Here is a 21,986-nt window from a genome sequence, read left to right as displayed (position 1 = left end):
ACGTCGGGCCTTGAGTAAAAGCAGTTCAACACAGCAACTAACAACTGCAACATTCTTAATATAAGGGGAACACTTCCGTAGGACTTTTCTACTAAAAACCGCGATAAACGGTAGAAGTCTGAACAGTGGCTGTATGGGTTTCAGATAAACGATTCGCCGACCGGTTTTTCATGTTCCTTTCACAAAAACGGGCATAACCTTAATTCCACTGAGTCCTGTGCCGGCGCTGTCCAAGCTGCCGGGCAATGCCTGAAAAGTCAACCGAACCCGACGTTATGTCGTCTTGGCAACTTATTGATGCAAAGGATTTTTTCGCGTCTACGCTTTTATTGGATCCAATTATTCAATGGGTCTATTTCTTTTTTCTTTGCAATGAGGTGTGCATGAGTCAGGCGTTTCTCCCCTTCTCCCGCCCCAGTATCGGTGATGAAGAAATTGCCGCCGTGGAGCAAGTCCTGCGCTCCGGCTGGATCACCACCGGGCCGAAAAACCAGGCTCTTGAAGAACAGTTTGCCCAGTACGTCGGTTGCCGCCATGCCGTGGCACTTTCCTCGGCCACCGGTGCCATGCATGTAACTTTACTGGCGCTGGGAGTCGGCCCCGGCGATGAAGTCATCACCCCGTCGCAGACCTGGGTGTCCACCGCCAACATGATTGCCCTGCTCGGCGCCACACCGGTGTTCGTCGATGTCGACCGCGACACCCTGATGACCGACGCCGCGCGCATCGAAGCCGCCATCACCCCGCGCACCAAAGCGATCATTCCCGTGCATTACGCCGGCGCTGCTTTCGATCTCGATCCGCTTTACGCCCTGGCCGACAAGCACGGCATCACCGTGATCGAAGACGCCGCCCACGCCGCCGGCACCCGCTACAAGGGCCGTCACGTGGGTTCGCGACGCACCGCGATCTTCTCGTTCCACGCGATCAAGAATATGACCTGCGCCGAAGGGGCGATGTTCGTCACCGACGACGAAGCCTTGGCCAACCGCGTGCGCATGCTCAAGTTTCATGGTCTGGGCGTCGATGCGTACGACCGCCTGACCCACGGCCGCAAACCCCAGGCCCAGGTGATCGAGCCCGGTTTCAAATACAACCTGGCCGATATCAACGCCGCGATTGCCCTGGTGCAACTGGAGCGTCTGGACGCGATCAACGCCCGTCGCACCGAACTGGCCACGCAATACCTGCAAAAACTCGAAGGCCTGCCGGTGCAACCGCTGGCGGTGCCTGCCTACGCGCAAACCCACGCCTGGCACCTGTTCATCCTGCGCATCGACAGCGAGCGCTGCGGGATCGATCGCGAAGCCTTCATGAAGGGTTTGCAGGAGCAAGGCATCGGCACCGGCATCCACTTCATCGCCACCCACCTGCACACCTGGTATCGCCAGCGTGATCCGCACCTGTCCCTGCCCGACACCGAGTGGAACTCGGCGCGGCTGTGCTCGATTCCGTTGTTTCCCGACATGACCGATCAGGATCTGGACCGGGTCGTCGGGGCCATTGAACACCTGATGGGGAAACGCCCGTGAGACCTTATCCGATTCATTGCGTGTCGATCGTCATCCCGGTCTACAACGAAGAAGACAGCCTGCCGGAGCTGCTGCGCCGCACCCAAGCCGCCTGCCAGCAATTGCGGCATGACTACGAAATCGTGCTGGTCGACGACGGCAGCCGCGACGCCTCCGCGCAACTGCTCGAGGACGCTGCCTCGGTCGATGACAGCCCGTTTGTGGCCGTCATCCTCAACCGCAACTACGGTCAGCACGCGGCGATCATGGCCGGTTTCGAACAGTGCAAGGGCGACGTGGTGATCACTCTCGACGCCGACCTGCAAAATCCGCCGGAAGAAATCCCGCGACTGGTGGCCGAGGCCGAAAAAGGTTTTGACGTGGTCGGTACCGTGCGCGGCAACCGTCAGGATTCGGCCCTGCGCCGCTATCCGTCGAAACTCATCAACCTCGCCGTGCAACGTTCCACCGGCGTCGCCATGAGCGACTACGGCTGCATGCTGCGCGCCTACCGCCGCACCATCATCGACGCGATGCTCGCCTGCCGCGAACGCAGCACGTTCATCCCGATCCTCGCCAACAGCTTCGCCCGCCACACCACGGAAATCACCGTGGCCCACGCCGAGCGCGAACACGGCGATTCGAAATACAGCCCGATGCGCCTGATCAACCTGATGTTCGACTTGATCACCTGCATGACCACCACGCCCCTGCGCCTGCTGAGCATCGTCGGCTTCGCCATGGCCGGCCTGGGCGTGCTGTTCGCGGCGGCGTTGATCGTCATGCGCCTGGCCTTTGGCGCCGGATGGGCCGGCGATGGCCTGTTCGTGCTGTTCGCCGTGCTGTTCGTGTTCACCGGCGGCCAGTTCATCGGCATGGGCCTGCTGGGCGAATACCTGGGGCGCATGTACAGCGATGTGCGCGCCCGCCCGCGATTCTTCATCGAAAAGGTCCTGCGCGGGCACCCCGCCACGCCGGCCCCCGCCATCACCGTTGACGGCCTTACTTCCAACTCCTCGTCTGATCAGGTTCTCTCATGAGCGCAAAAACCGTTGTCTTCGCCTACCACGATATTGGCTGCGCCGGCATTCAAGCCCTGCTCGACAGCGGCTACGACATTGCGGCGGTGTTCACCCATGCCGATGACCCGCAGGAAAACGCGTTCTACGCCTCGGTGGCGCAACTGTGCGCCAACAAAGGCATCGCGGTTCATGCACCGGAAGACGCCAACCACCCGTTGTGGATCGAGCGGATTGCCAAGCTCGATCCGGATTACATCTTCTCCTTCTACTATCGCAACCTGCTGAGCGAGCCATTGCTGGCCACCGCCAAAAAAGGCGCGTTCAACCTGCACGGCTCCCTGCTGCCGCGCTACCGTGGCCGCGCCCCGGCCAACTGGGTGCTGGTCAACGGCGAAACCGAAACCGGCGTCACCCTGCATCGCATGGTCAAGCGTGCCGACGCCGGCGCCATCCTCGCCCAGCAACGCGTGGCCATCGAACGCAGCGACACCGCGCTGAGCCTGCACGGCAAACTGCGGATCGCCGCCAGCGACCTGCTGCGCGATGCACTGCCGGCGATGCTGCACGGCAAACTGCGGGAAACCCCGCAGGACGAATCCCAGGCCACGGTGTTCGGTCGTCGCACCCCGGCAGACGGCAAACTGGTCTGGGCGCAACCTGCCGAAAAACTGTTCAACCTCGTGCGGGCCGTGACTCAGCCTTACCCGGGCGCCTTCTGCGCCGTGGGCGAGCACAAGCTGATCGTGTGGAACGCCGACGTGGTCAAGGGCAACGAAGGTCAGGCGCCGGGCCGCGTCATCAGTGTCGATCCGCTGCGCATCGCCTGCGGTGAAGACTCGCTGGTGATCAACGCCGGCCAGCGCAACGACAACGGCCTGTACCTTAGCGGCCCGCAACTGGCCAATGAACTCGGTCTGGTGGACGGCTCGCTGCTGCGCGGCGCCGAATCCGGTCGTGGCCCGCGCCGTACACGGGTGCTGATCCTCGGCGTCAACGGTTTCATCGGCAACCACTTGTCCGAGCGTCTGCTGCGTGGCGAGCGCTACGAAGTCTATGGCCTGGACATCGGCTCCGACGCCATCGACCGCCTGCGCAGCCACCCGCGTTTTCACTTCGTCGAAGGCGACATCAGCATTCACTCGGAGTGGATCGAGTACCACATCAAGAAATGCGACGTGGTGCTGCCGCTGGTGGCCATCGCCACGCCGATCGAATACACGCGCAACCCGCTGCGGGTGTTCGAGCTCGACTTCGAAGAAAACCTGAAACTGGTGCGCTACTGCGTCAAATACAACAAGCGCGTGATCTTCCCGTCGACCTCGGAAGTCTATGGCATGTGCCAGGACAAGCACTTCGACGAAGACCGCTCGAACCTGATCGTCGGCCCGATCAACAAGCAGCGCTGGATCTACTCGGTGTCCAAGCAACTGCTGGACCGGGTGATCTGGGCCTACGGCGCCAAGGGCCTGAACTTCACCCTGTTCCGTCCCTTCAACTGGATGGGCCCACGCCTGGATCGCCTTGACTCGGCGCGCATCGGCAGCTCCCGCGCCATCACCCAATTGATCCTCAATCTGGTGGAAGGCACGCCGATCCGCCTGTTCGACGGCGGCGAACAGAAACGCTGCTTCACCGACATCGCCGACGGCGTCGAGGCGCTGGCGCGGATCATCGATAACGACAACGACGTCTGCAACGGCCAGATCATCAACATCGGCAACCCGGACAACGAAGCGAGCATTCGTCAGTTGGGCGAAGAACTGTTGCGCCAGTTCGAGGCTCATCCGCTGCGTTCCAACTTCCCGCCGTTCGCCGGTTTCCGCGACGTGGAAAGCAAGGCGTTCTACGGCGCCGGTTACCAGGACGTCGAGCACCGCAAACCGAGCATCGCCAACGCCAAGCGCCTGCTGGACTGGACGCCGACCGTGGAAATGCGCGAGACCATCGGCAACACGCTGGATTTCTTCCTGCGTGAGGCCATGGCCGAAATCGAGAGCAAGCGCTGATGCAGGCCGGTTTGCGCATCGACGTCGACACCTTTCGCGGCACCCGCGAAGGCGTGCCGCGCTTGCTGGAAATCCTCGATGAAGCGCAGATCAAGGCGACGTTTTTCTTCAGTGTCGGCCCGGACAACATGGGCCGGCATCTGTGGCGCCTGATCCGTCCGCAGTTCCTGTGGAAGATGCTGCGCTCCAACGCCGCCGGCCTGTACGGCTGGGACATCCTGCTGGCCGGCACGGCCTGGCCGGGCAAACCGATCGGCCGCGACCTCGGGCACCTGATGCGTCAGGCCCGGGCCGCCGGCCACGAAGTCGGTCTGCACGCCTGGGATCACCACGGCTGGCAGGCCAATGCCGGGCGCTGGAGCGATGCGCAACTGGTCGAGCAGATCCGTCAGGGCGTCGACACCTTGAGCGACATCCTCGGCGAAAAAGTCATGTGTTCGGCCGCCGCCGGTTGGCGCGCGGACGAGCGTGTGATCGAAGCAAAGCAGGCCTTCGGCTTTCGCTACAACAGCGATTGCCGTGGGCAGCGGTTGTTCCGACCGTTGCTGTCTGACGGTTCGGTCGGTGCGCCGCAGATTCCGGTGGACTTGCCGACCTTCGATGAAGTGGTCGGGCCGAGTGTGGCGGCGAAGGATTTCAACGCCTTCATCCTCGACCGGTTCCGCCCGGACAACCTCAACGTCTACACCATTCACGCCGAAGTAGAAGGGATTCTGATGGCCGAAGATTTTCGTCGACTGCTGGCCGACGCACGCCAGCGAAACATCAACTTTCAACCGCTGGGCGACTTGCTGCCCGAGTTTCTCAACACCCTGCCCGTCGGCCGTGTGCAACGCGGTGCCCTCGAAGGCCGCGAAGGGTGGCTGGGAGTGCAAGGCGCATGAGCAAACGCTGGGCATTGCCGCTGTTGCTGGGGATTTTCCTGCTCGCCTATCTGCTGCCGCTGGGCAGTCATGGCTTGTGGATTCCCGATGAAACCCGTTATGCGCAGATCAGCCAGGAAATGCTGCTGAGCGGCAACTGGGTTTCGCCGCATTTCATGAGCCTGCGTTACTTCGAAAAACCGGCGGCCGGTTACTGGATGATCGCCCTCGGGCAGGCCGTGTTCGGCCAGAACCTGTTCGGCGTGCGGTTTGCCTCGGCCCTGAGCACCGGGCTGAGCGTGCTTCTGTGCTTCCTCATCGCTCGCCGTTTGTGGAATGACCCGCGCAGAAGCTTCGTCTGCGCCCTGCTCTACATGAGTTTCGTCATCGTCGCCGGCCAGGCCGGTTACGCCAACCTCGATCCGCAATTCACCTTTTGGGTCAACCTGAGTCTGGTGGCGCTGTGGTTTGCCCTCGACAGCCGCTCCAACGGTCAGCGGCTGGCCGGTTGGGCAGTGCTGGGACTGGCCTGCGGCATGGGCTTCATGACCAAAGGCTTTCTCGCCTGGCTGCTGCCGGTGCTGATCGCCTTGCCGTGGATGCTCTGGCAAAAGCGCTGGAAAGAATTGCTGCTGTACGGCCCGGTGGCCATCGCGGTAGCGATCATCGTCAGCCTGCCGTGGGTGCTGGCGGTGCACGGTCAGGAACCGGATTACTGGCGGTTCTTCTTCTGGCACGAACACATCCGCCGCTTTGCCGGTGACGATGCCCAGCATGATGCGCCGTGGTGGTTCTATCTGCCGCTGCTGGTGGCGTTCAGTCTGCCGTGGGTCGGGATGTTGCCGGTGGCATTCAAGCAGGCGTGGCAGACCCGCCGCGAAACCGGCATCGCGTTTCTCGGCCTGTGGCTGCTGATGCCGCTGCTGTTCTTCAGCCTGAGCAACGGCAAGTTGCCGACCTACATCCTGCCGTGCCTGCTGCCGCTGGCGTTGCTGCTGGGCCACGCGCTGGCCGATCGCTTGCGTCTGGAGCAAGGCCGGGCGCTGGGCCTCAATGGCCTGCTGAACCTGTTGCTGGGCATCGTCACGCTGATCGGGCTGGTTTACGTGCAGCTCAAGCGTCCGCTGTACGACCACGAACTGCACAGCCTGGTGCTGGTGTTCATCGCCCTGACCGGCTGGATCATCAGCAACCTGCTGCAAGCCTTCCGCCCGTTGCAATGCTGGGCGGCACCGGCGGTGGGCAGCCTGCTGCTGATCGCGCTGCTGCCGGCGGCACTGCCCAAATCGGTGGTGGCGAACAAGATGCCTGACCAGTTCGTGCTCGCCCACCAAACAGAACTGGCGGCCACCACGCACCTGTTGAGCAACGACCTGGGCGCCGCGTCGGCCCTGTCCTGGCGGGTCAAACGCCCGCAGGTGGCGATGTACAACACGATAGGCGAATTGAAATATGGCCTTGCCTATCCTGATGGCATTCAACAGCGGGTTGATACCGATCAGGTGCAACAGTGGATGCGCGAAGCCCGCAAGACCGGTTCGGTCGGCGTGGTGATGCGGGTCAAGGGGCAAGACGAACTGGACGAACTCGACAGACTGCCCAAGGACGGCGTTCGTTATGAGCAAGGCAATCTGGTGATCGTGATTCTTCCGCAGGAGGCGTCATGAGCCTGTGGCTGCTGTTGCTCGCCTGCCTGCTGACCTGCCTGGGCCAGGTCGCGCAGAAATTCGCCGTCGAGAGCTGGCGCGGCGCGAGCTTGCCGTGGTCGCGCAAACTGCGCTCGCCGTGGTTGTGGCTGGCCCTGTTTGCCCTCGGCACCGGTCTGCTGGTGTGGCTGCTGGTGTTGCAGCGCCTGCCCGTCGGCATCGCCTACCCGATGCTCAGCCTCAATTTCGTGATCATCACCCTGATCGCCCGCTTCGTGTTCAAGGAGCCCGTCGACGTTCAACACTGGTTCGGCGTGTTTCTGGTAATCGGTGGCGTGGCGCTTTTGGGGCAACAGTCATGAACCAGGGTCGTGGAATCTTCTTCGCCCTGGCCAGCGTGCTGCTGGTCAGCGTGGCGCAACTGAGCATGCGCTGGAGCATGACACGTCTGCCCCGGCCGGATCAGTGGCTGTCCGTACAAAGCGTCGATTCAGTTGCGCTGGCCGTGGTGCTCGCGGCGATCTTCGCCTATGCGCTGTCGATGCTCTGCTGGCTCGCCGCCCTGCGCGATCTGCCGTTGGGGCGGGCCTATTCGCTGCTGAGCATCAGCTACGCGCTGGTGTACCTGCTGGCGGCCAGTCTGCCGCTGTTCAACGAATCCTTCAGTTTCTCTAAATCACTGGGTGTGGCTCTGGTCATGCTCGGGGTCATCACCATCAACACTCGTCCGGCCCGTGCGCCCGAATTGAGGAGTTCGCCATGAAAATCACAGTGTTTGGTAGCGGTTATGTCGGCCTGGTGCAGGCCGCCGTGCTGGCCGAAGTCGGCCATGACGTGGTGTGCATGGACATCGACGAGAAGAAAGTCGAGCTGCTGCGCCAGGGCCACGTCAGCATCTTCGAGCCGGGGCTGGCCAGCCTGGTCCGCGAGGGCCTGGACGCCGGGCGGCTGCAATTCACCTGCGATGAAAAACTCGCTGTGCAGCACGGCAAGGTCGCGTTCATTGCAGTCGGCACCCCGTCGAAAGAAGACGGCTCGGCAGACCTGCGTTACGTGCTGTCGGTAGGCGACGCCGTGGCCCGGCATCGTGAACAACCGCTGATTCTGGTGGAGAAATCCACCGTACCCGTCGGCACCGGCGACACCTTGCGCACCCACCTGGACAAGGCGCTGATCAAGGCCGGGCGCCTGTTGCAGTTCGATATCGTGTCCAACCCGGAATTTCTGAAGGAAGGTTCGGCGGTCGCCGATTGCCGCCGGCCGGACCGGATCGTCATCGGCTGCGAGCGCGAAGAAGTGCGCGACGTGATGCGCGATCTGTATTCGCCGTTCAACCGCAACCACGACCGCATCATGTTCATGGACCTGCGCAGCGCCGAGCTGACCAAGTACGCCGCCAACTGCATGCTGGCGACCAAGATCAGCTTCATCAATCAGATCGCCGAGCTGGCCGAACACCTGGGCGCGGACATCGAATCGGTGCGCCAGGGCATCGGCGCCGACAGCCGCATCGGCTACCACTTCATCTACCCCGGTTGCGGTTACGGCGGTTCATGCTTCCCCAAAGACATGCGCGCGCTGATCCACAGTGCCGAAGAGGCGCACTGCTCCAGCGATTTGCTGCAAGCGGTGGAAGCGATCAACCAGCGGCAGAAGCACAAGCTGTTTGAACGCATTAACGCGTTCTACAAGGGCGAACTGCGCGGCAAGACTTTCGCCCTGTGGGGGCTGGCCTTCAAGCCGAACACCGACGACATGCGCGATGCGCCGAGCCGGGTTCTGCTGGAATCGCTGTGGGCCGCTGGCGCCAGTGTGCGGGCGTTCGACCCGGAAGCGATGCAGGAAACCCAGCATCTGTACCCGGACGAATCGAAACTGATGCTGATGGGCACCCCGGAATCGGTACTCGCCGGTTCCGACGCGCTGATCATCTGCACCGAATGGCAGCAGTTCAAGGCGCCGGATTTCGACCTGATCCAGCAACGCCTCAAGGCCCCGGTGATCTTCGACGGCCGCAACCTGTACGACGCCGAACGCCTGGCCCGCAACGGCTTCCATTACTTCCCGATGGGCCGTGGCGAATCGCGCTCCCTGCCGATTCCGTTGCAGCAATGGCCGCACGCCTCGGACGTGGCTTGATCGGTTTAACCCCTGCCCTGCGCCGGCAGTCCCTGATCGCAGGGCTGCTGGCGTTTCTGCTGTTCATCGCCGGCGTGTACGGGCAGGCGCCCATCGGTTTCGACTCGCGCTTCGTGTTGTTCGCCCAGGAAATGCTGCGGCACGGGCCCAGTATTTTTCCCACCACTTATGGTGAGCCTTACGCCGATTATTCGTCGCTCTCGACCTTGTTCATCTGGCTGTTGTCGTTGCCGTTCGGGACGGTCAACAGCCTGACGGCGTGGCTGCCGAGCGCTGTCGCCGGCGCGGTGATCGTGGCGTTGATGTATCGCTTGCTCGCGCCCGCATCCGTGCGCTGGGCGGTGGTCAGCATCGCGCTGCTGATGCTCACCAGCACCTTCATCAGCGAAACCCGCGCGGTGTCGCAGGACCTGATGCTCGCCGCCGTGGCGTTTTCGGTGTTCTACCTCGGCTATGCCCACGACCATTTCGCTGCCGCTCGACGCTGGCCGCTAGTGTTCATTCTGTTGCTGCTGGGGTTCGGCATTCGCGGGCCGATCGGGCTGGTGGTGCCGACCGGCATGCTGTGCAGTTACTACCTGCTGGATCGCCAATGGTCGCGCCTGTTGACCTTCGGTGTGCTGGCTTCGCTGTTGCTGGCGGCCTGCGTCGGGCTGTTGTTGTGGCTGGCGGAAGTCAGCGGCGGGCCGGCGTTTCGTCAGGACGTGATCCGCATGCAGTTCATGGGGCGCATGGACGGCAGCGAAGGCGTCAGCGGTTCGCTGTATTACTTCACCAGCTCACTGGGCAACTACGCGCTGGCGTATCCGCTGGCGTTGCTGGCACTCGCGGCCGCTTGGCTGAGCAAGCCCCGGCAACGCGGCCCGGCCTTGCGCCTGGTGCAATATTGCGCCGCGGCGGGGTTGATCGTGATGCTCGGGCTGTCGATTCCACAGGCGAAAAAGGCCCGTTATCTGCTGCCGATGCTGCCCATGGCGGCGATTATTGCGGCGTATCCGTTTCAGGTGTTGCATGGTCGGGTGTTTGCCTGGCTGCGCATCGGCATGCAGGGATTGTGGTTGTTGATTCCCGCATTGCTGATCGTCTTGTTGTGGGTGGCGAAGCGACGGTTTCCCCAGACGTTGACCGACCTGATGCCGGTAATGATCGTGCTCGGATTGCTGCAACTGGCCGCGTTGTCGCGGTTGTGGCTGCCGCGCTGGCGAACCGAAGTCCTCGCGTTCAGCGCTGTTTTGGCGGTCTGGTCGGCGTACGCGCTGGTGTTCGAGCCGGTGGAGCGCCAGCTGTATGACACGCGAACCTTCAGCCAGGCGGCACTGGCGCGGATCCACGAGCACCCCGCGCCGCTGGTGCTGCACGGCATGGGCAAGGACGCCAAGGCGATCAAGTTCATGGTCAACGTCGAGCAGGATCTGCAACCGCTGTTCACTGAAACCACGCAAGCGCTCGAAGCGCTCAAGGGGCCGGCGTGGCTGATGATGGATCGCAGCGACTTCCAGGCGTTGCAAGGCACGCCGCTCGGTGCGCTGCAGCCGGTCTTGAGTGGGCGTTTCGACAAAAACGATTATGTGTTGCTGTGGCTGACGCCTTAACCTGCGCGACGTGATTTCGACAGGGACCGCTGACTGATGACCTTTACTGTGCGACAGGCCCTGGCAGCCGATGCCACCGCCCTCCCCGCCATCGAGCGCTCGGCCGCCGCGCTGTTTCGCCTCGACCCTTCATTGGCCTGGCTGGCGGATGCCGCCGTGCCGCAGGCCTCGGCGCATTTACCGGCCATTGAACGGGGTGAAATGTGGATGGCGGAAAACAACGACGGGCAACTTGCAGGTTTTTTAAGGGCGGTGACTGTCGACCAACAGTTGCACATTGAGGAACTGTCCGTCAGCCAACACTTTCAGGGCCGGGGCGTCGGTCGCAAGTTGCTGTTGGCGGCGATTGAACAGGCGCGTCTGTGGCAACTTCGGGCGGTGACGCTGACGACATTTCGCGATTTGCCGTGGAATGCGCCGTTCTATCAACGCATGGGTTTTGCGCTATTGAACACCGAAGACACGGACGCACGTCTGCGCGATGTATTGCGCGATGAAATCACTCACGGATTGCCCGGTGAGCGACGTTGCGCCATGCGCCTGATACTCACGCCGTCGGCTTGAGATCAACCCCCAGTGCCTGGGCGAACGCCTTGACCAACGGACTGCGCACGGTGTTGTGCCGCAGGATCAGATTGAACGGCGTGTCGAAGTGGATCAGCTCCGGGCACACCGCGCGAAACTGCCCGGCGGCCACCAGCGTGGCGGCGTAGTGCCGGGGCAGAAAGCCCACGAAACGCCCGGTCTTGATCAGCAACGCCACCGCTTCGACCTGGGTCGCCGAGGCGGAAAAACTGTCGTAGCGGGCGAAGTTGAGCTTGTCGCGATGGATCGCATAGCGGTGGTTGATGCACTCGTAATCCTGCAGCACGTTGCCGCCCATCTGCTCCGCGGGCATCTCGAACAACGGATGGCCGACGGCGCAGTAGGCCTGCGAGCGTTCTTCATAGAGCGGGTAATAATCGAACTCTTCGCGCCTTTGATAAACCGGGACTATTCCGGCAACTAAGCGCCCTTCAACTACGCCTCTTTCCACTTCATCCAGCTGGGTGGCTTGAAGTTGAAATCTTACTTTCGGCGAATGTTCATTTATCTTTCTGAGCGCAGCAACTAACGGCGAATTATCGTCACTGATCGTATTATCGATCACCCCCACTCCAAGATCGCCGATAAGTTCGTTCTGTGCCGAACTAAGCCGATCCCGAAAGTTGTCGACCGAAGCAAACAGATCGATCGACGCCTGATACACCAGACGCCCTTCTTCGGTCAGGTGAAACCCTTCGCGGCCCCGGGTACACAGGCGCATGCCGATGCGGATTTCCAGGTCGGAGATCTGCTTGCTGATCGCGGCCAGGCCCACATTCAGCTCGTTTTGCGCCGCGCTGAAGCCGCCGGCCTCGACCACCGCCTTGAACACCTTGAGCAGTTTGAAATCCAGTCCGCTGAGGGCCAAAGGTGCCCGGTGAGCGGTTTTGACCGGTGGGTTTCCGGAATTGGAAAGTGGGGTTTCCATAATGCTGATTTACCTCTGGCGCAATGTTCAACAATCTGTGTCCAACAACAAAAACATCGCCGGCTAATAATAATGATCACAGAAAACCAGCCTTGGCAACCGCCAGAAAATCCCGAACATCAGTGCCAACTCACTGATCGCCAAATATTAAAAGCTGACACTTCGATCAGCTCTTGTCTCTTTGCAACTGCCCTCTTGAAAACTGCTTTGGCCTGATTCCGTCTGCTCACTTTTCAGCGTGCTCGACAGGCCCGGCACATCGATTTCAGTTCGCGTTACCGACGAGGAAAACAACAAATGTCTCAAACCACCGACCGTCTCTGGGGTGCCCGTTTCAAAAGCGGCCCGTCCGCAGCCCTGGCGGCCCTGTCCCGTTGCCCCGAGCGCTATTTCCGCCTGACGCCTTACGATCTGGCCGGCTCCAAGGCCCACGCCGGGGAACTGCAACGTGCCGGCCTGCTCGACGAGCAGGAAACCCGCACGATGATCGAAGCCCTGGACGGCATCGGTGCCGATTTCGCTGCCGGGCGCATCGCCCCGACCCTGGACGACGAAGACGTTCACACCTTTATCGAGCGCTTGCTGACCGAGCGCCTCGGCGCACTGGGCGGCAAGCTGCGCGCCGGCCGTTCGCGCAATGACCAGACTGCCAACGACCTGCGCCTGTTCCTGCGGGATCACGTCCGCACCTTGGCCGTGGAAGTGCTGGCCCTGCAAACAGCGCTGGTGGATCAGGCCGAGCAGCACGTCGAGAGCATCTGCCCGGGTTTCACCCACTTGCAGCAGGCGCAACCGATCGTGTTCGCCCATCACCTGCTGGCCCACGCCCAATCGATGCTGCGTGACGTACAGCGTCTGGTGGATTGGGACGCGCGCACTTCGCTGTCGCCCCTCGGTGCTGCGGCCATGGCCGGTTCCGCGATCGCTCGTCAGCCGCAGCAGTCAGCCAAGGAAATGGGTTACGCCGGGGTCTGCGAAAACTCCATCGACGCCGTGGCCAGCCGCGATCACGTCGCCGAATTCCTGTTCATCGCCAGCATGCTCGGGATAAACATCTCGCGTCTGGCCGAAGAGTTTTGCCTGTGGTCGTCGCGCCAGTTCCGCTGGGTCGATCTGGATGACGCCTACGCCACCGGCAGCTCGATCATGCCGCAGAAGAAAAACCCGGACATCGCCGAACTGGCCCGGGGCAAGGCTGGCCGTCTGATCGGCAACCTGACCGGTCTGCTGTCGACGCTCAAATCCCTGCCGCTGTCGTACAACCGCGACCTGAGCGAAGACAAGAACGGCGTGCTCGACAGCGTCGACACCCTGCTGCTGGTGCTGCCGGCGATGGCCGGGATGGTCGCGACCATGACCGTCAACGTCGAGGAACTGCGCCGTCAGGCACCGCTGGGTTTCACCCTCGCCACCGAAGTTGCCGACTGGCTGGCGGTGCGCGGCGTGCCGTTCAAGGAGGCACACGAAATCACCGGCGCACTGGTGCAGGCCTGCGAAAAACACGACCTCGAATTGTGGGAAGCCTCGCCGGCGCTGCTGGCCGAGATCGACCCGCGCCTCACGGCAGACGTGCGTGACAGCCTGACCCTGGAAGCCGCCATCGCTGCCCGCAGCGGCTGGGGAGGCACCGCACCGCAACAGGTGCGCGAGCAGATCGGCCGCCTGAAAACCGCCCTCGCCGCGCAGCAACAGTGGACCGAAAACTACCAGGGCTTCCGCCTCTAAGCCGGGTCCCCCTCCCACCGGGAGGGGGTTGATCGAAAAGTACAGTGTACGGAGAAACACCATGAGCCAGACTCAGGCAGAACGACTCCAGGCGGAGCGCAAACTGGCGGAAAACCAGTTCGACATTACCCAGTACCAGCATGTGCCACGGCGTTATTACGGGCGGATCTTCTTCGCCACGTTGATTGTGATCGCCATCATCGGCCTGGTGCGCGCCTTCGCCGAAGGCAAGATCGAATGGTCGTACATCGGCCAGTTCCTCACCTCCGAAGCAATCATGTGGGGCCTGTTCAACACGATCATCATGGCCGTACTCGCCATGGCGCTGGGCATCGTGTTCGGGGTGATCACCGCGATCATGCGCATGTCGGCCAACCCGATCCTGCGTTACGTGGCCGTGACCTACACCTGGCTGTTTCGCGGTACGCCGCTGATTCTGCAACTGCTGTTGTGGTTCAACCTGGCGCTGATCTTCCCCACCATCGGCATTCCCGGCCTGTTCGAACTCGACACCGTGAGCCTGATGACCCCGTTCGTGGCCGCCCTGCTCGGCTTGAGCATCAATCAGGGCGCCTATACCGCTGAAGTGGTGCGCGCCGGCCTGCTCTCGGTGGACACCGGCCAGTACGAAGCCGCCAAGTCGATCGGCATGCCGCGCCTGCAGGCGCTGCGCCGGATCATCCTGCCCCAGGCCATGCGGATCATCATTCCGCCGGTCGGCAACGAATTCATCGGCATGGTGAAAATGACCTCGCTGGCGAGCGTCATCCAGTACTCGGAACTGCTCTACAACGCCCAGAACATTTACTACGCCAACGCCCGGGTCATGGAGCTGCTGATCGTCGCCGGTATCTGGTACCTGGCCACCGTCACCGTCCTGTCCTTCGGTCAAAGCCGTCTGGAGCGTCGTTTCGCTCGCGGCGCCGGCAAGCGTTCTTGAGGAGTCGAACATGAGAAACATCGTCAAGGCCGTGAGCCTGAACAAATATTACGACCAGTACCACGCGCTCAAGGACATCAACATCGAGGTAGAGCAAGGCGAAGTGCTGTGCATCATCGGCCCGTCCGGCTCGGGCAAGAGCACCCTGCTGCGCTGCGTCAATCAGCTGGAAAAGATCGACAAGGGCGGCCTCTGGGTCGACGGCGAGCTGGTCGGCTACCGCGTGGTCGGGCACAAGCTGCACGAACTCAACGAGTCGCAGATCGCCCGTCAGCGCCTGGCCACCGGCATGGTGTTCCAACGCTTCAACCTGTTCCCGCACATGACCGTGCTGCAAAACATCATCGAAGGCCCGTGCCAGGTGCTCAAGCGTTCGCCCAAGGAGGCGCACGAAGAAGCCTTGGAACTGCTGGCCCGGGTCGGCCTGGCCGACAAACGCAACAGCTACCCGATCGAGTTGTCGGGCGGTCAGCAGCAACGGGTGGCGATTGCCCGCGCCCTGGCCATGCGCCCCAAACTGATGCTGTTCGATGAACCCACTTCGGCACTCGACCCGGAACTGGTCGGTGAGGTGCTGTCGGTGATGCGCGATCTGGCGCAGACCGGCATGACCATGATCGTCGTCACCCATGAACTGGGCTTCGCCCGGGAGGTTTCCAACCGCATGGTGTTCATGGACGGCGGGCAGATCGTGGAGGCTGGAAGCCCCGAAGAAATACTAATAAGTCCGCAAAACCCGCGCACCCAAAGCTTCATTTCTGCCGTTCGAACCTGAGGCCCCTTTGGCCTTCACAACACTCATAAGAGAACGTCCATGAAGAACTTCGTCATTCCAGCAGTACTCACCTCCCTCATGTCTTGCGGTTTCGCCGTGGCCGCCGAGTTGCCGGCCAGCATCAAGGAGAAAGGCGAGATCGTCGTCGCGATCATGCCCAACTATCCGCCGATGGACTTCAAGGACCCGGCCACCAACAAGCTCACCGGCCTTGACTACGACCTGGGCAACGCCCTGGCCGAACGCCTCGGGGTGAAGATCAAGTGGCAGGAAACCGGCTTCGAGCAAATGATCAACGCCCTGACCACCGACCGCGTGGACATGGTCCTGTCAGGCATGACCGACACCGCCGAGCGTCAGGCCAGCGTGACCTTCGTCGACTACTTCACCAGCGGCCCGCAGTTCTACACCTTGCAGAAGAATGCGGCGACCAACGAGATCATCGACCTGTGCGGCAAGAAAGTCGGTACCAGCCGCCGCACCACCTTCCCGGCGGAAATCGCCGCGTGGAGCAAGGAAAACTGTGAAGCGGCCGGCAAACCTGCAATCAACGTGATCGGCACCGAAGGCTCGGCCGATGCCCGCGCGCAACTGCGTCAGAGCCGCATTGATGCGGCGATGCAGGGCAGCGAAACCCTGTCGTACCTCAAGACCCAGGAAAAGGACATGTACAAGACGGTCGGCCAACCGATCTCCGTGCAGTTCACCGGCCTGGGTGTGAGCAAGAAGAAGCCTGAGCTGAGTGAAGCGGTGAAGGTGGCGTTGCAGAGCATGGTGGATGACGGCAGCTATAACGCGATTCTGAAGAAGTGGGATCTGGAGTTGGGTGCGATCAAGGATGTGACCATTAACGCGGGCAAGTAAGGCTCGAGATCGCTCCCCCTCACCCCAGCCCTCTCCCCCAAGGGGGGCGAGGGGGAAAGGGAGCCGATTTTCATGCTGTTCAAAGCCTGAGTTCGACTCGTTTTTTCAGGTCGATGTAACCCTGAAGAACACCCCGATCGGCTCCCTCTCCCTCCGGGCGGTCCGACGTTTCGGGAGGGCTGGGGTGAGGGCTCGATCTGATCAACACCCAGGATCCAACTGACCAAACCCCGGAGCGTCACAACAATGTCCGCCCCCCAACAACCCACCTGGCCCGACCAGCACCACGCCTGCCTCGCCCTGGCCTTCGACCTCGACGGCCCGACCGGCGATGCCATGCTCAACAACTCGATCTGGCACAAACCCGAATACTTCGGCTTCGGCGGCTACGGCCCCTACCGCGCCCTGCCGCGCCTGCTGGATCTGCTCGACGCCTTCAAGATCCCGACCACCTTTTTCGTCCCCGCGTGGGTCGTGGAAAACTGGCCGAAACAATGCCAGGCCATCGTCGAGCGCGGTCATGAAGTCGCCTACCACGGCTACAAACACGAATCCTTCTACGCCCTGACGCTGGACCAGCAGCAGGCCGTGATGAACAAATCCCGCGACGTCTTCTGGCAATACCTGCACATCCGCGCCGAGGGGTTTCGCACTCCGTCTGGCGACTGGCGCGCCGAAACCCCGGCAATGCTGGCCGACAACGGCGTCATCTATTCCAGCAGCATGCGCGGCGACGACCGCCCGTATCTGGTCAACGTCCCCGGCCACGACACGCCACTGGTGGAAATCCCCGGCCGCTGGGAAATGGACGACTACGCCTCCCTCGCCTACACCCGCGCACCGAACTTCCCGTCCGGGCTCGACCGCACCGCCAGCTACGAGCTGACCCTCGACAACTGGCAACGCGAGTACGACGGCGCAATGGACGAAGGCCTGTGCCTGACCACCCTTTTCCACCCGAAAATCACCGGCAAACCGGGGCGCATCCTGTTGCTGGAGAAACTCTTCGAACACATGCGCCAGCGCGATGACGTGTGGTTCGCCACCTGCCGCGACGTCGCCCGCTGGTGGCTGAAGGAGCATCACCATGGCTGACGCTGACAACCTCTGGCCCGCCGGCAAACGCTGCGCGGTGGTGCTGACCGTCGATTACAACGACATCCACGGCATTCTCACCCAGGCCCCGGAAGTCGCCGGGCGCGACAAGACGCTCTCGGTATGGCGCTATGGCACGCAACGCGGCGTCGAGCGTTTGCTCGGCCTGTTCAGGGAACTCGGGGTGCGCAGCAGCTGGTTCGTGCCCGGCATCGTTGCCGAGGAAAATCCGCAGCACATAGCGGCCATCCAGGCTGACGGCCATGAAATCGCCTGCGCCGGCTACCGGCATCAGGATTACGACACGCTGGATCTGGCGGCGCAAAGTGCGGAAGTCGCCAAGGGTTGTGCAGCGCTGGAAACGTTGACCGGCGTGCGTCCGACCGGTTTCCGGATTCCTGCGGGTAACGGAGCGCCGGGCTTCATCGAAGCCTTGAAAGCTCACGGCATTCTCTGGTCGTCATCTTGGCGTGGCGATGACCTGCCGTTCTTGCATCCAACTGCGCCTGAAGTGGTCGAGTTGCCGCTGCATTACGAACTGGAAGACGAGCCTTACTTCGCATTCAATCTGAGCCCGGCCGTGCCGCCGGCGCAATCGCGGATCGCCTCCTACAGCCATACCCTGGGCAACCTGCAAATGGACTTCGCCGGATTCCACCGTTTCGGCCTGTGCTACGTGCTGCGCCTGCACCCGGAAATCATCGCCACGCCGGGGCGTATCGGTGTGCTGCGGGAATTGCTGCAAGGCATTCAGCAGCATGACGGCGTGTGGATCGCCACCGGTGCCGAAGTCGCGCAGTGGTGGGCGCAAACGGCGGCGCCGGTCGCGCAGGATCATCCGGCGTCGGTGTATGAGCGCCACTATCGGGACTACCTCGTATGACCGAACGCATGCAGCGGCTGGCGCAGTTTTGCGTCGACACACGGTTTGAAGATCTGCCGCCAGCGTTGGTGGAACAGGCCAAGCGACACATTCTCGACACCTTCGGCGCAGCACTGGCCGGGGCCGACAGCGCGGTGGCGCTTCAGGCGCGGCAGGTGTTCGGCGCCGAACCCGGCACTGCGTTGGTCTGGGGTTCATCGTTGCGGGTCGGCGCGGGGCATGCGGCATTGCTCAATGGCATCGCCGCCCATGCGCTGGAGCTGGACGACACCGGCGGTTGCGATCATTCCGGCGCGGTGGTGTTGCCGGCGGTGATGGCGGCGCTGTCGCTGGTGGATAGGCCGGTGGACGGTCGCGAATTCATCACCGCCGTGGTCATCGGCTACGAAATCGGCCGGCGGGTGCTGGAAGCCTGCGGCAGTTATTCGGCGCACAACGGCGCCGGCTGGCATTCGACCGCCACTTGCGGCGTGTTCGGCGCGGCGGCGGCCTGTGCACGGATCTTTGCGCTGGATGTCGGGCAAACCGTGTCGGCACTGGGCATCGCCGGCAGTTTCAGCGGCGGGTTGTGGGCGTTCATCCATGATGGTTCGCAAAGCAAGAAACTGCACAGCGGTCGTGCGGCCGAGGGTGGTTTGCTCGCGGCGCGTTTTGCCCGTGAAGGCGTCAGCGGGCCGTCGGTGTTGTTCGAGGATGTCTGGGGCGGGTTTCTCAAAACCCTGGCGCCGGGCAGCGCGCAGCCGGATGCGCTGGATGCCGAATTGGGACAGGTCTGGAAACTCGCGCGCTGCTCGATCAAACCCTATGCCGCCTGCCGTGGCACTCATTCGGCGATCGATGCGCTCGGCTTGTTGCTGGAGCAATTGCAGATCGGCGCGGATCAGGTGGAAGACGTTCAGGTGCACCTGTGCGGGTTTCTGCTCGACATGTGCGGCGGTCGCGACATCCAAAGTCTGGCCGCCGCGCAGATGAGCCTGCCCTATGGCCTCGCCGCGCGACTGGTGCATGGTCATTGCCGATTGGAGGCTTACGACGAACAGCCACGCAACGATCCGCGCATCGCTTACTGGCTGACGCGCATTCGCCTTGAAGTGGATGAGCGACTGTCGGAGGATGGCGAGCCAGTGGTCGTTGTACGAACCCGCGACGGGCGTGAGGCGAGTATGTGTGTCGATGTGCCGCTGGGGGCGCCGGGCAATCCGCTGAGCGAGGCGGCGCTGGAGGAGAAGTTTTTCAGTCTGGCGTTGCGGGTCATTTCACCGGTCAAGGCTGAGCCTTTACTGGCGCAGCTGCGGCAACTGCAAACGCTGGATTCCGTGCGCGATCTCGAGCACCTGTTAACCGAATAAGGACATTTGATTTTCCGTGGCCACCTACTCGCTCGTTATCCGCCGCCTGATGATCGTCTCGCTGACCATCGTCGTCAGCCGCGCCATCACCAGTCCGTTGCTCACCCTGTTTTTGAGCAACAAGCTCGGCCTCAACCAACAGGATGTCGGGTTATTGCTGGGCATCGCGGTGTTCATCGCCACCCTGCTTGCGCTGTACGGCGGCTACATCATCGACCGGCTCGAGAAGCGCCGGTTGCTGATTCTGGCGATGCTCTCCAGCGCCATCGGCTTCGTGCTGCTGACATTCGCCAAAGACCTGTACCTGACGACCGCCACCCTGGTCATCACCGAAACCGCCTCGGCGCTGTTCCTGATCGGCTCCAAGGCGATCCTCAGTGAAAACCTGCCCATGGGCCAACGGGCCAAGGCATTTTCCCTGCGCTATACCCTGACCAACATCGGCTACGCCACGGGCCCGATGCTCGGTGTGGTGATCGCCGGGGTGTACCCGATTGCGCCGTTCCTGATAGCCGCTGGCATCGCCTTCGGCAGCATCTTCCTGATGATCGGCATCCCGAAGGACGCCAGCCCGGTCGCCGCCATCGGCCAGCCGCAAAGCTTCCTGAAGACCCTGATCACCCTGAAAAACGACCGCACGCTGATCATGTTCACCTGCGGCTGTCTGCTCAGCACCGTGGTCCATGGCCGCTTCACCCTGTACCTGTCGCAATACCTGCTGGTGGTCGAGGATTCGCAGCGTGCGTTGCAAACCATGGCCGCCCTGCTCGCCTGCAACGCCATCGCGGTGATCCTGCTGCAATACCAGATCGGTCGTTTCCTCAACCGGGAAAAACTGCGCTACTGGATCGCCGCCGGCACCAGCCTGTTCATCGTTGGATTGATCGGTTTCAGCCTCGCCGACAGCCTGGTGACGTGGTGCATCGCGATGTTCATCTTCACTCTCGGCGAAATGATCATTTACCCGTCGGAATTTCTGTTCGTCGACACCCTGGCCCCGGAAGAACTGCGCGGCAGCTATTACGGCGCGCAGAATCTGGCGGCGCTGGGTGGCGCGCTGAGCCCGGTAATTTGCGGCTTCCTGCTGATGCACACGCCGGCGCCGACCATGTTCTATGCGCTCAGCGCATTGACGGCTATGGGCGGTTTCCTTTGTTTCATGAGCGGGCGACGCGTGGCTTTACTGCATAAATAATGCACTGAAACTGCATTTATATGAATTTGTCAGCATCGTGATTGCTTGGCACACTGTGCGCGTTCCTCCCCCAATAGTTGGAACACTTCGAAGGACTTTCCGCGTTTACGGACAAGTCCTTTTTTTTGCCCTGAATTTCGCAAAGGATCGATTCTGCATGCTCGCTCGCTGGTTGCCCGCCGCCATCAACACCCGCCCCACCGAATGGAGCCGCGCCGCGATCGGCATGGCCTTGGGCACGTTGTTCAGCGTGTGGGCGTGCAGTCAGGTGTTCGGCATTGAAGTGGCCTACCACCTGATCGGCCCACTGGGCGCTTCGGCGGTTTTGCTATTCGCGGTGTCGTCCGGCGCCCTCGCCCAGCCATGGTCGATCATCGGCGGCTACCTGTGCGCAGGCGTCGTTGCGTTGCTGGTGGCCCACGTCCTCGGTCGATCCCTCGGCAGTGCGTGCCTCGCCGCCGGCATGGCGCTGATCCTGATGTGCTGGCTGCGCTGCCTGCACCCACCGGCCGGCGCCGTCGCGTTGACCATGGTGCTGGCCGACCCGATGACCATCGCCATGGACTGGAAAGCCCTGGAACCGGTGATGCTCAGCGCCGCGTGCCTGCTGCTGGCCGCACTGGCCTACAACAACCTCACCCGCATCCGCTACCCGAAACGCCCTGCCGAACCCGCGCCGGCTGTGGCCCCGGTGGATATTCAGTCCATCACGGCTGAAGACCTGAAACGGGCGCTGGCGGACATGGAAGCGTTCATCGACGTCACGCCGGAGGATCTGGAACAGTTGATTCATGCCAGTGAACTGCACGCCAAGCGGCGCAGCATTGGCCAGGTGTTCCGCTGAGTCCGGAGCCAGTCCCTGTCAGCG

The 21,986-nt window shown here is 62.2% G+C and carries 20 protein-coding genes; 19 read left to right on the top strand and 1 reads right to left on the bottom strand.

All coding sequences use genetic code 11. The features are described 5' to 3' along the window. The first annotated feature begins 383 nt into the window (after positions 1-383). The 10 genes from arnB to CAF74_RS05585 are packed head-to-tail and all read left to right on the top strand — an operon-like array spanning position 384 to position 11,343. Positions 384-1,532 carry a UDP-4-amino-4-deoxy-L-arabinose aminotransferase gene (gene arnB / locus CAF74_RS05630; RefSeq protein ID WP_085745602.1) on the top strand — a complete coding sequence of 383 codons (1,149 nt, stop codon included), beginning with the start codon at positions 384-386 and terminating at the stop codon, positions 1,530-1,532. Then, positions 1,529-2,551 (top strand): undecaprenyl-phosphate 4-deoxy-4-formamido-L-arabinose transferase, encoded by a 1,023-nt coding sequence (gene arnC / locus CAF74_RS05625; protein ID WP_085745601.1) that lies wholly within the window; start codon positions 1,529-1,531, stop codon positions 2,549-2,551. The genes arnB and arnC overlap by 4 nt, the downstream gene beginning before the upstream one ends. Next, positions 2,548-4,539 (top strand): bifunctional UDP-4-amino-4-deoxy-L-arabinose formyltransferase/UDP-glucuronic acid oxidase ArnA, encoded by a 1,992-nt coding sequence (arnA, locus tag CAF74_RS05620; RefSeq protein ID WP_085745600.1) that lies wholly within the window; start codon positions 2,548-2,550, stop codon positions 4,537-4,539. Before arnC ends, arnA begins: the two co-directional genes overlap by 4 nt. Further along, positions 4,539-5,423 (top strand): 4-deoxy-4-formamido-L-arabinose-phosphoundecaprenol deformylase, encoded by an 885-nt coding sequence (gene arnD / locus CAF74_RS05615; protein ID WP_085745599.1) that lies wholly within the window; start codon positions 4,539-4,541, stop codon positions 5,421-5,423. Before arnA ends, arnD begins: the two co-directional genes overlap by 1 nt. Further along, on the top strand, positions 5,420-7,069 hold the full coding sequence (gene arnT / locus CAF74_RS05610) for a lipid IV(A) 4-amino-4-deoxy-L-arabinosyltransferase (protein WP_085745598.1): 1,650 nt from the start codon (positions 5,420-5,422) through the stop codon (positions 7,067-7,069). The genes arnD and arnT overlap by 4 nt, the downstream gene beginning before the upstream one ends. After that, a complete protein-coding gene (gene arnE / locus CAF74_RS05605) occupies positions 7,066-7,410 on the top strand; it encodes a 4-amino-4-deoxy-L-arabinose-phosphoundecaprenol flippase subunit ArnE (RefSeq protein ID WP_085745597.1) in 345 nt (114 codons plus the stop codon). The genes arnT and arnE overlap by 4 nt, the downstream gene beginning before the upstream one ends. Further along, positions 7,407-7,811: a 4-amino-4-deoxy-L-arabinose-phosphoundecaprenol flippase subunit ArnF gene (gene arnF, locus CAF74_RS05600; RefSeq protein WP_085745596.1), complete on the top strand. Its 405-nt coding sequence runs from the start codon at positions 7,407-7,409 to the stop codon at positions 7,809-7,811. Before arnE ends, arnF begins: the two co-directional genes overlap by 4 nt. Beyond that, positions 7,808-9,187 carry a UDP-glucose/GDP-mannose dehydrogenase family protein gene (locus CAF74_RS05595; RefSeq protein WP_085745595.1) on the top strand — a complete coding sequence of 460 codons (1,380 nt, stop codon included), beginning with the start codon at positions 7,808-7,810 and terminating at the stop codon, positions 9,185-9,187. The genes arnF and CAF74_RS05595 overlap by 4 nt, the downstream gene beginning before the upstream one ends. Continuing rightward, entirely contained in the window at positions 9,160-10,779 is a 1,620-nt protein-coding gene (locus tag CAF74_RS05590) for a glycosyltransferase family 39 protein (RefSeq protein ID WP_176240471.1), read from the top strand. Before CAF74_RS05595 ends, CAF74_RS05590 begins: the two co-directional genes overlap by 28 nt. A 36-nt stretch (positions 10,780-10,815) precedes the next feature. Further along, positions 10,816-11,343 (top strand): GNAT family N-acetyltransferase, encoded by a 528-nt coding sequence (locus CAF74_RS05585; RefSeq protein ID WP_085745594.1) that lies wholly within the window; start codon positions 10,816-10,818, stop codon positions 11,341-11,343. On the opposite strand, the gene CAF74_RS05580 is transcribed toward CAF74_RS05585, so the two are convergent. Next, positions 11,327-12,292 carry a LysR family transcriptional regulator gene (locus CAF74_RS05580; RefSeq protein ID WP_085745593.1) on the bottom strand — a complete coding sequence of 322 codons (966 nt, stop codon included), beginning with the start codon at positions 12,290-12,292 and terminating at the stop codon, positions 11,327-11,329. The genes CAF74_RS05585 and CAF74_RS05580 overlap by 17 nt on opposite strands. 297 nt (positions 12,293-12,589) lie before the next feature. On the opposite strand from CAF74_RS05580, the gene argH reads away from it, so the two are divergent. From argH to CAF74_RS05535, 9 genes are all read left to right on the top strand, one after another. Beyond that, complete coding sequence (argH, locus tag CAF74_RS05575; protein WP_085745592.1) at positions 12,590-14,017, top strand: argininosuccinate lyase; 1,428 nt, start codon at positions 12,590-12,592, stop codon at positions 14,015-14,017. A gap of 61 nt (positions 14,018-14,078) precedes the next feature. After that, positions 14,079-14,957 (top strand): amino acid ABC transporter permease, encoded by an 879-nt coding sequence (locus tag CAF74_RS05570; protein ID WP_085610364.1) that lies wholly within the window; start codon positions 14,079-14,081, stop codon positions 14,955-14,957. Between the two features lie 10 nt (positions 14,958-14,967). Beyond that, positions 14,968-15,732 (top strand): amino acid ABC transporter ATP-binding protein, encoded by a 765-nt coding sequence (locus CAF74_RS05565; protein WP_039768627.1) that lies wholly within the window; start codon positions 14,968-14,970, stop codon positions 15,730-15,732. 39 nt (positions 15,733-15,771) lie between these two features. Continuing rightward, positions 15,772-16,596: an ABC transporter substrate-binding protein gene (locus CAF74_RS05560; RefSeq protein WP_085603455.1), complete on the top strand. Its 825-nt coding sequence runs from the start codon at positions 15,772-15,774 to the stop codon at positions 16,594-16,596. A 246-nt stretch (positions 16,597-16,842) separates the two neighbouring features. Then, positions 16,843-17,691 (top strand): polysaccharide deacetylase, encoded by an 849-nt coding sequence (locus CAF74_RS05555; protein WP_085745591.1) that lies wholly within the window; start codon positions 16,843-16,845, stop codon positions 17,689-17,691. Continuing rightward, on the top strand, positions 17,684-18,574 hold the full coding sequence (locus CAF74_RS05550) for a polysaccharide deacetylase (protein WP_085745590.1): 891 nt from the start codon (positions 17,684-17,686) through the stop codon (positions 18,572-18,574). The genes CAF74_RS05555 and CAF74_RS05550 overlap by 8 nt, the downstream gene beginning before the upstream one ends. Beyond that, complete coding sequence (locus tag CAF74_RS05545) at positions 18,571-19,923, top strand: MmgE/PrpD family protein (RefSeq protein WP_085745589.1); 1,353 nt, start codon at positions 18,571-18,573, stop codon at positions 19,921-19,923. Before CAF74_RS05550 ends, CAF74_RS05545 begins: the two co-directional genes overlap by 4 nt. A gap of 16 nt (positions 19,924-19,939) precedes the next feature. Further along, positions 19,940-21,118 (top strand): MFS transporter, encoded by a 1,179-nt coding sequence (locus CAF74_RS05540; RefSeq protein ID WP_074690513.1) that lies wholly within the window; start codon positions 19,940-19,942, stop codon positions 21,116-21,118. Positions 21,119-21,275: 157 nt separating this feature from the next. Continuing rightward, positions 21,276-21,962 carry an HPP family protein gene (locus CAF74_RS05535; protein WP_085745588.1) on the top strand — a complete coding sequence of 229 codons (687 nt, stop codon included), beginning with the start codon at positions 21,276-21,278 and terminating at the stop codon, positions 21,960-21,962. The last annotated feature ends 24 nt before the right edge of the window (positions 21,963-21,986 follow it).

The sequence above is a fragment of the Pseudomonas sp. R45(2017) genome (assembly GCF_002112305.1).
Classification (GTDB): domain Bacteria; phylum Pseudomonadota; class Gammaproteobacteria; order Pseudomonadales; family Pseudomonadaceae; genus Aquipseudomonas; species Aquipseudomonas paraglycinae.
This window is presented reverse-complemented; position numbering and strand designations above follow the sequence as displayed.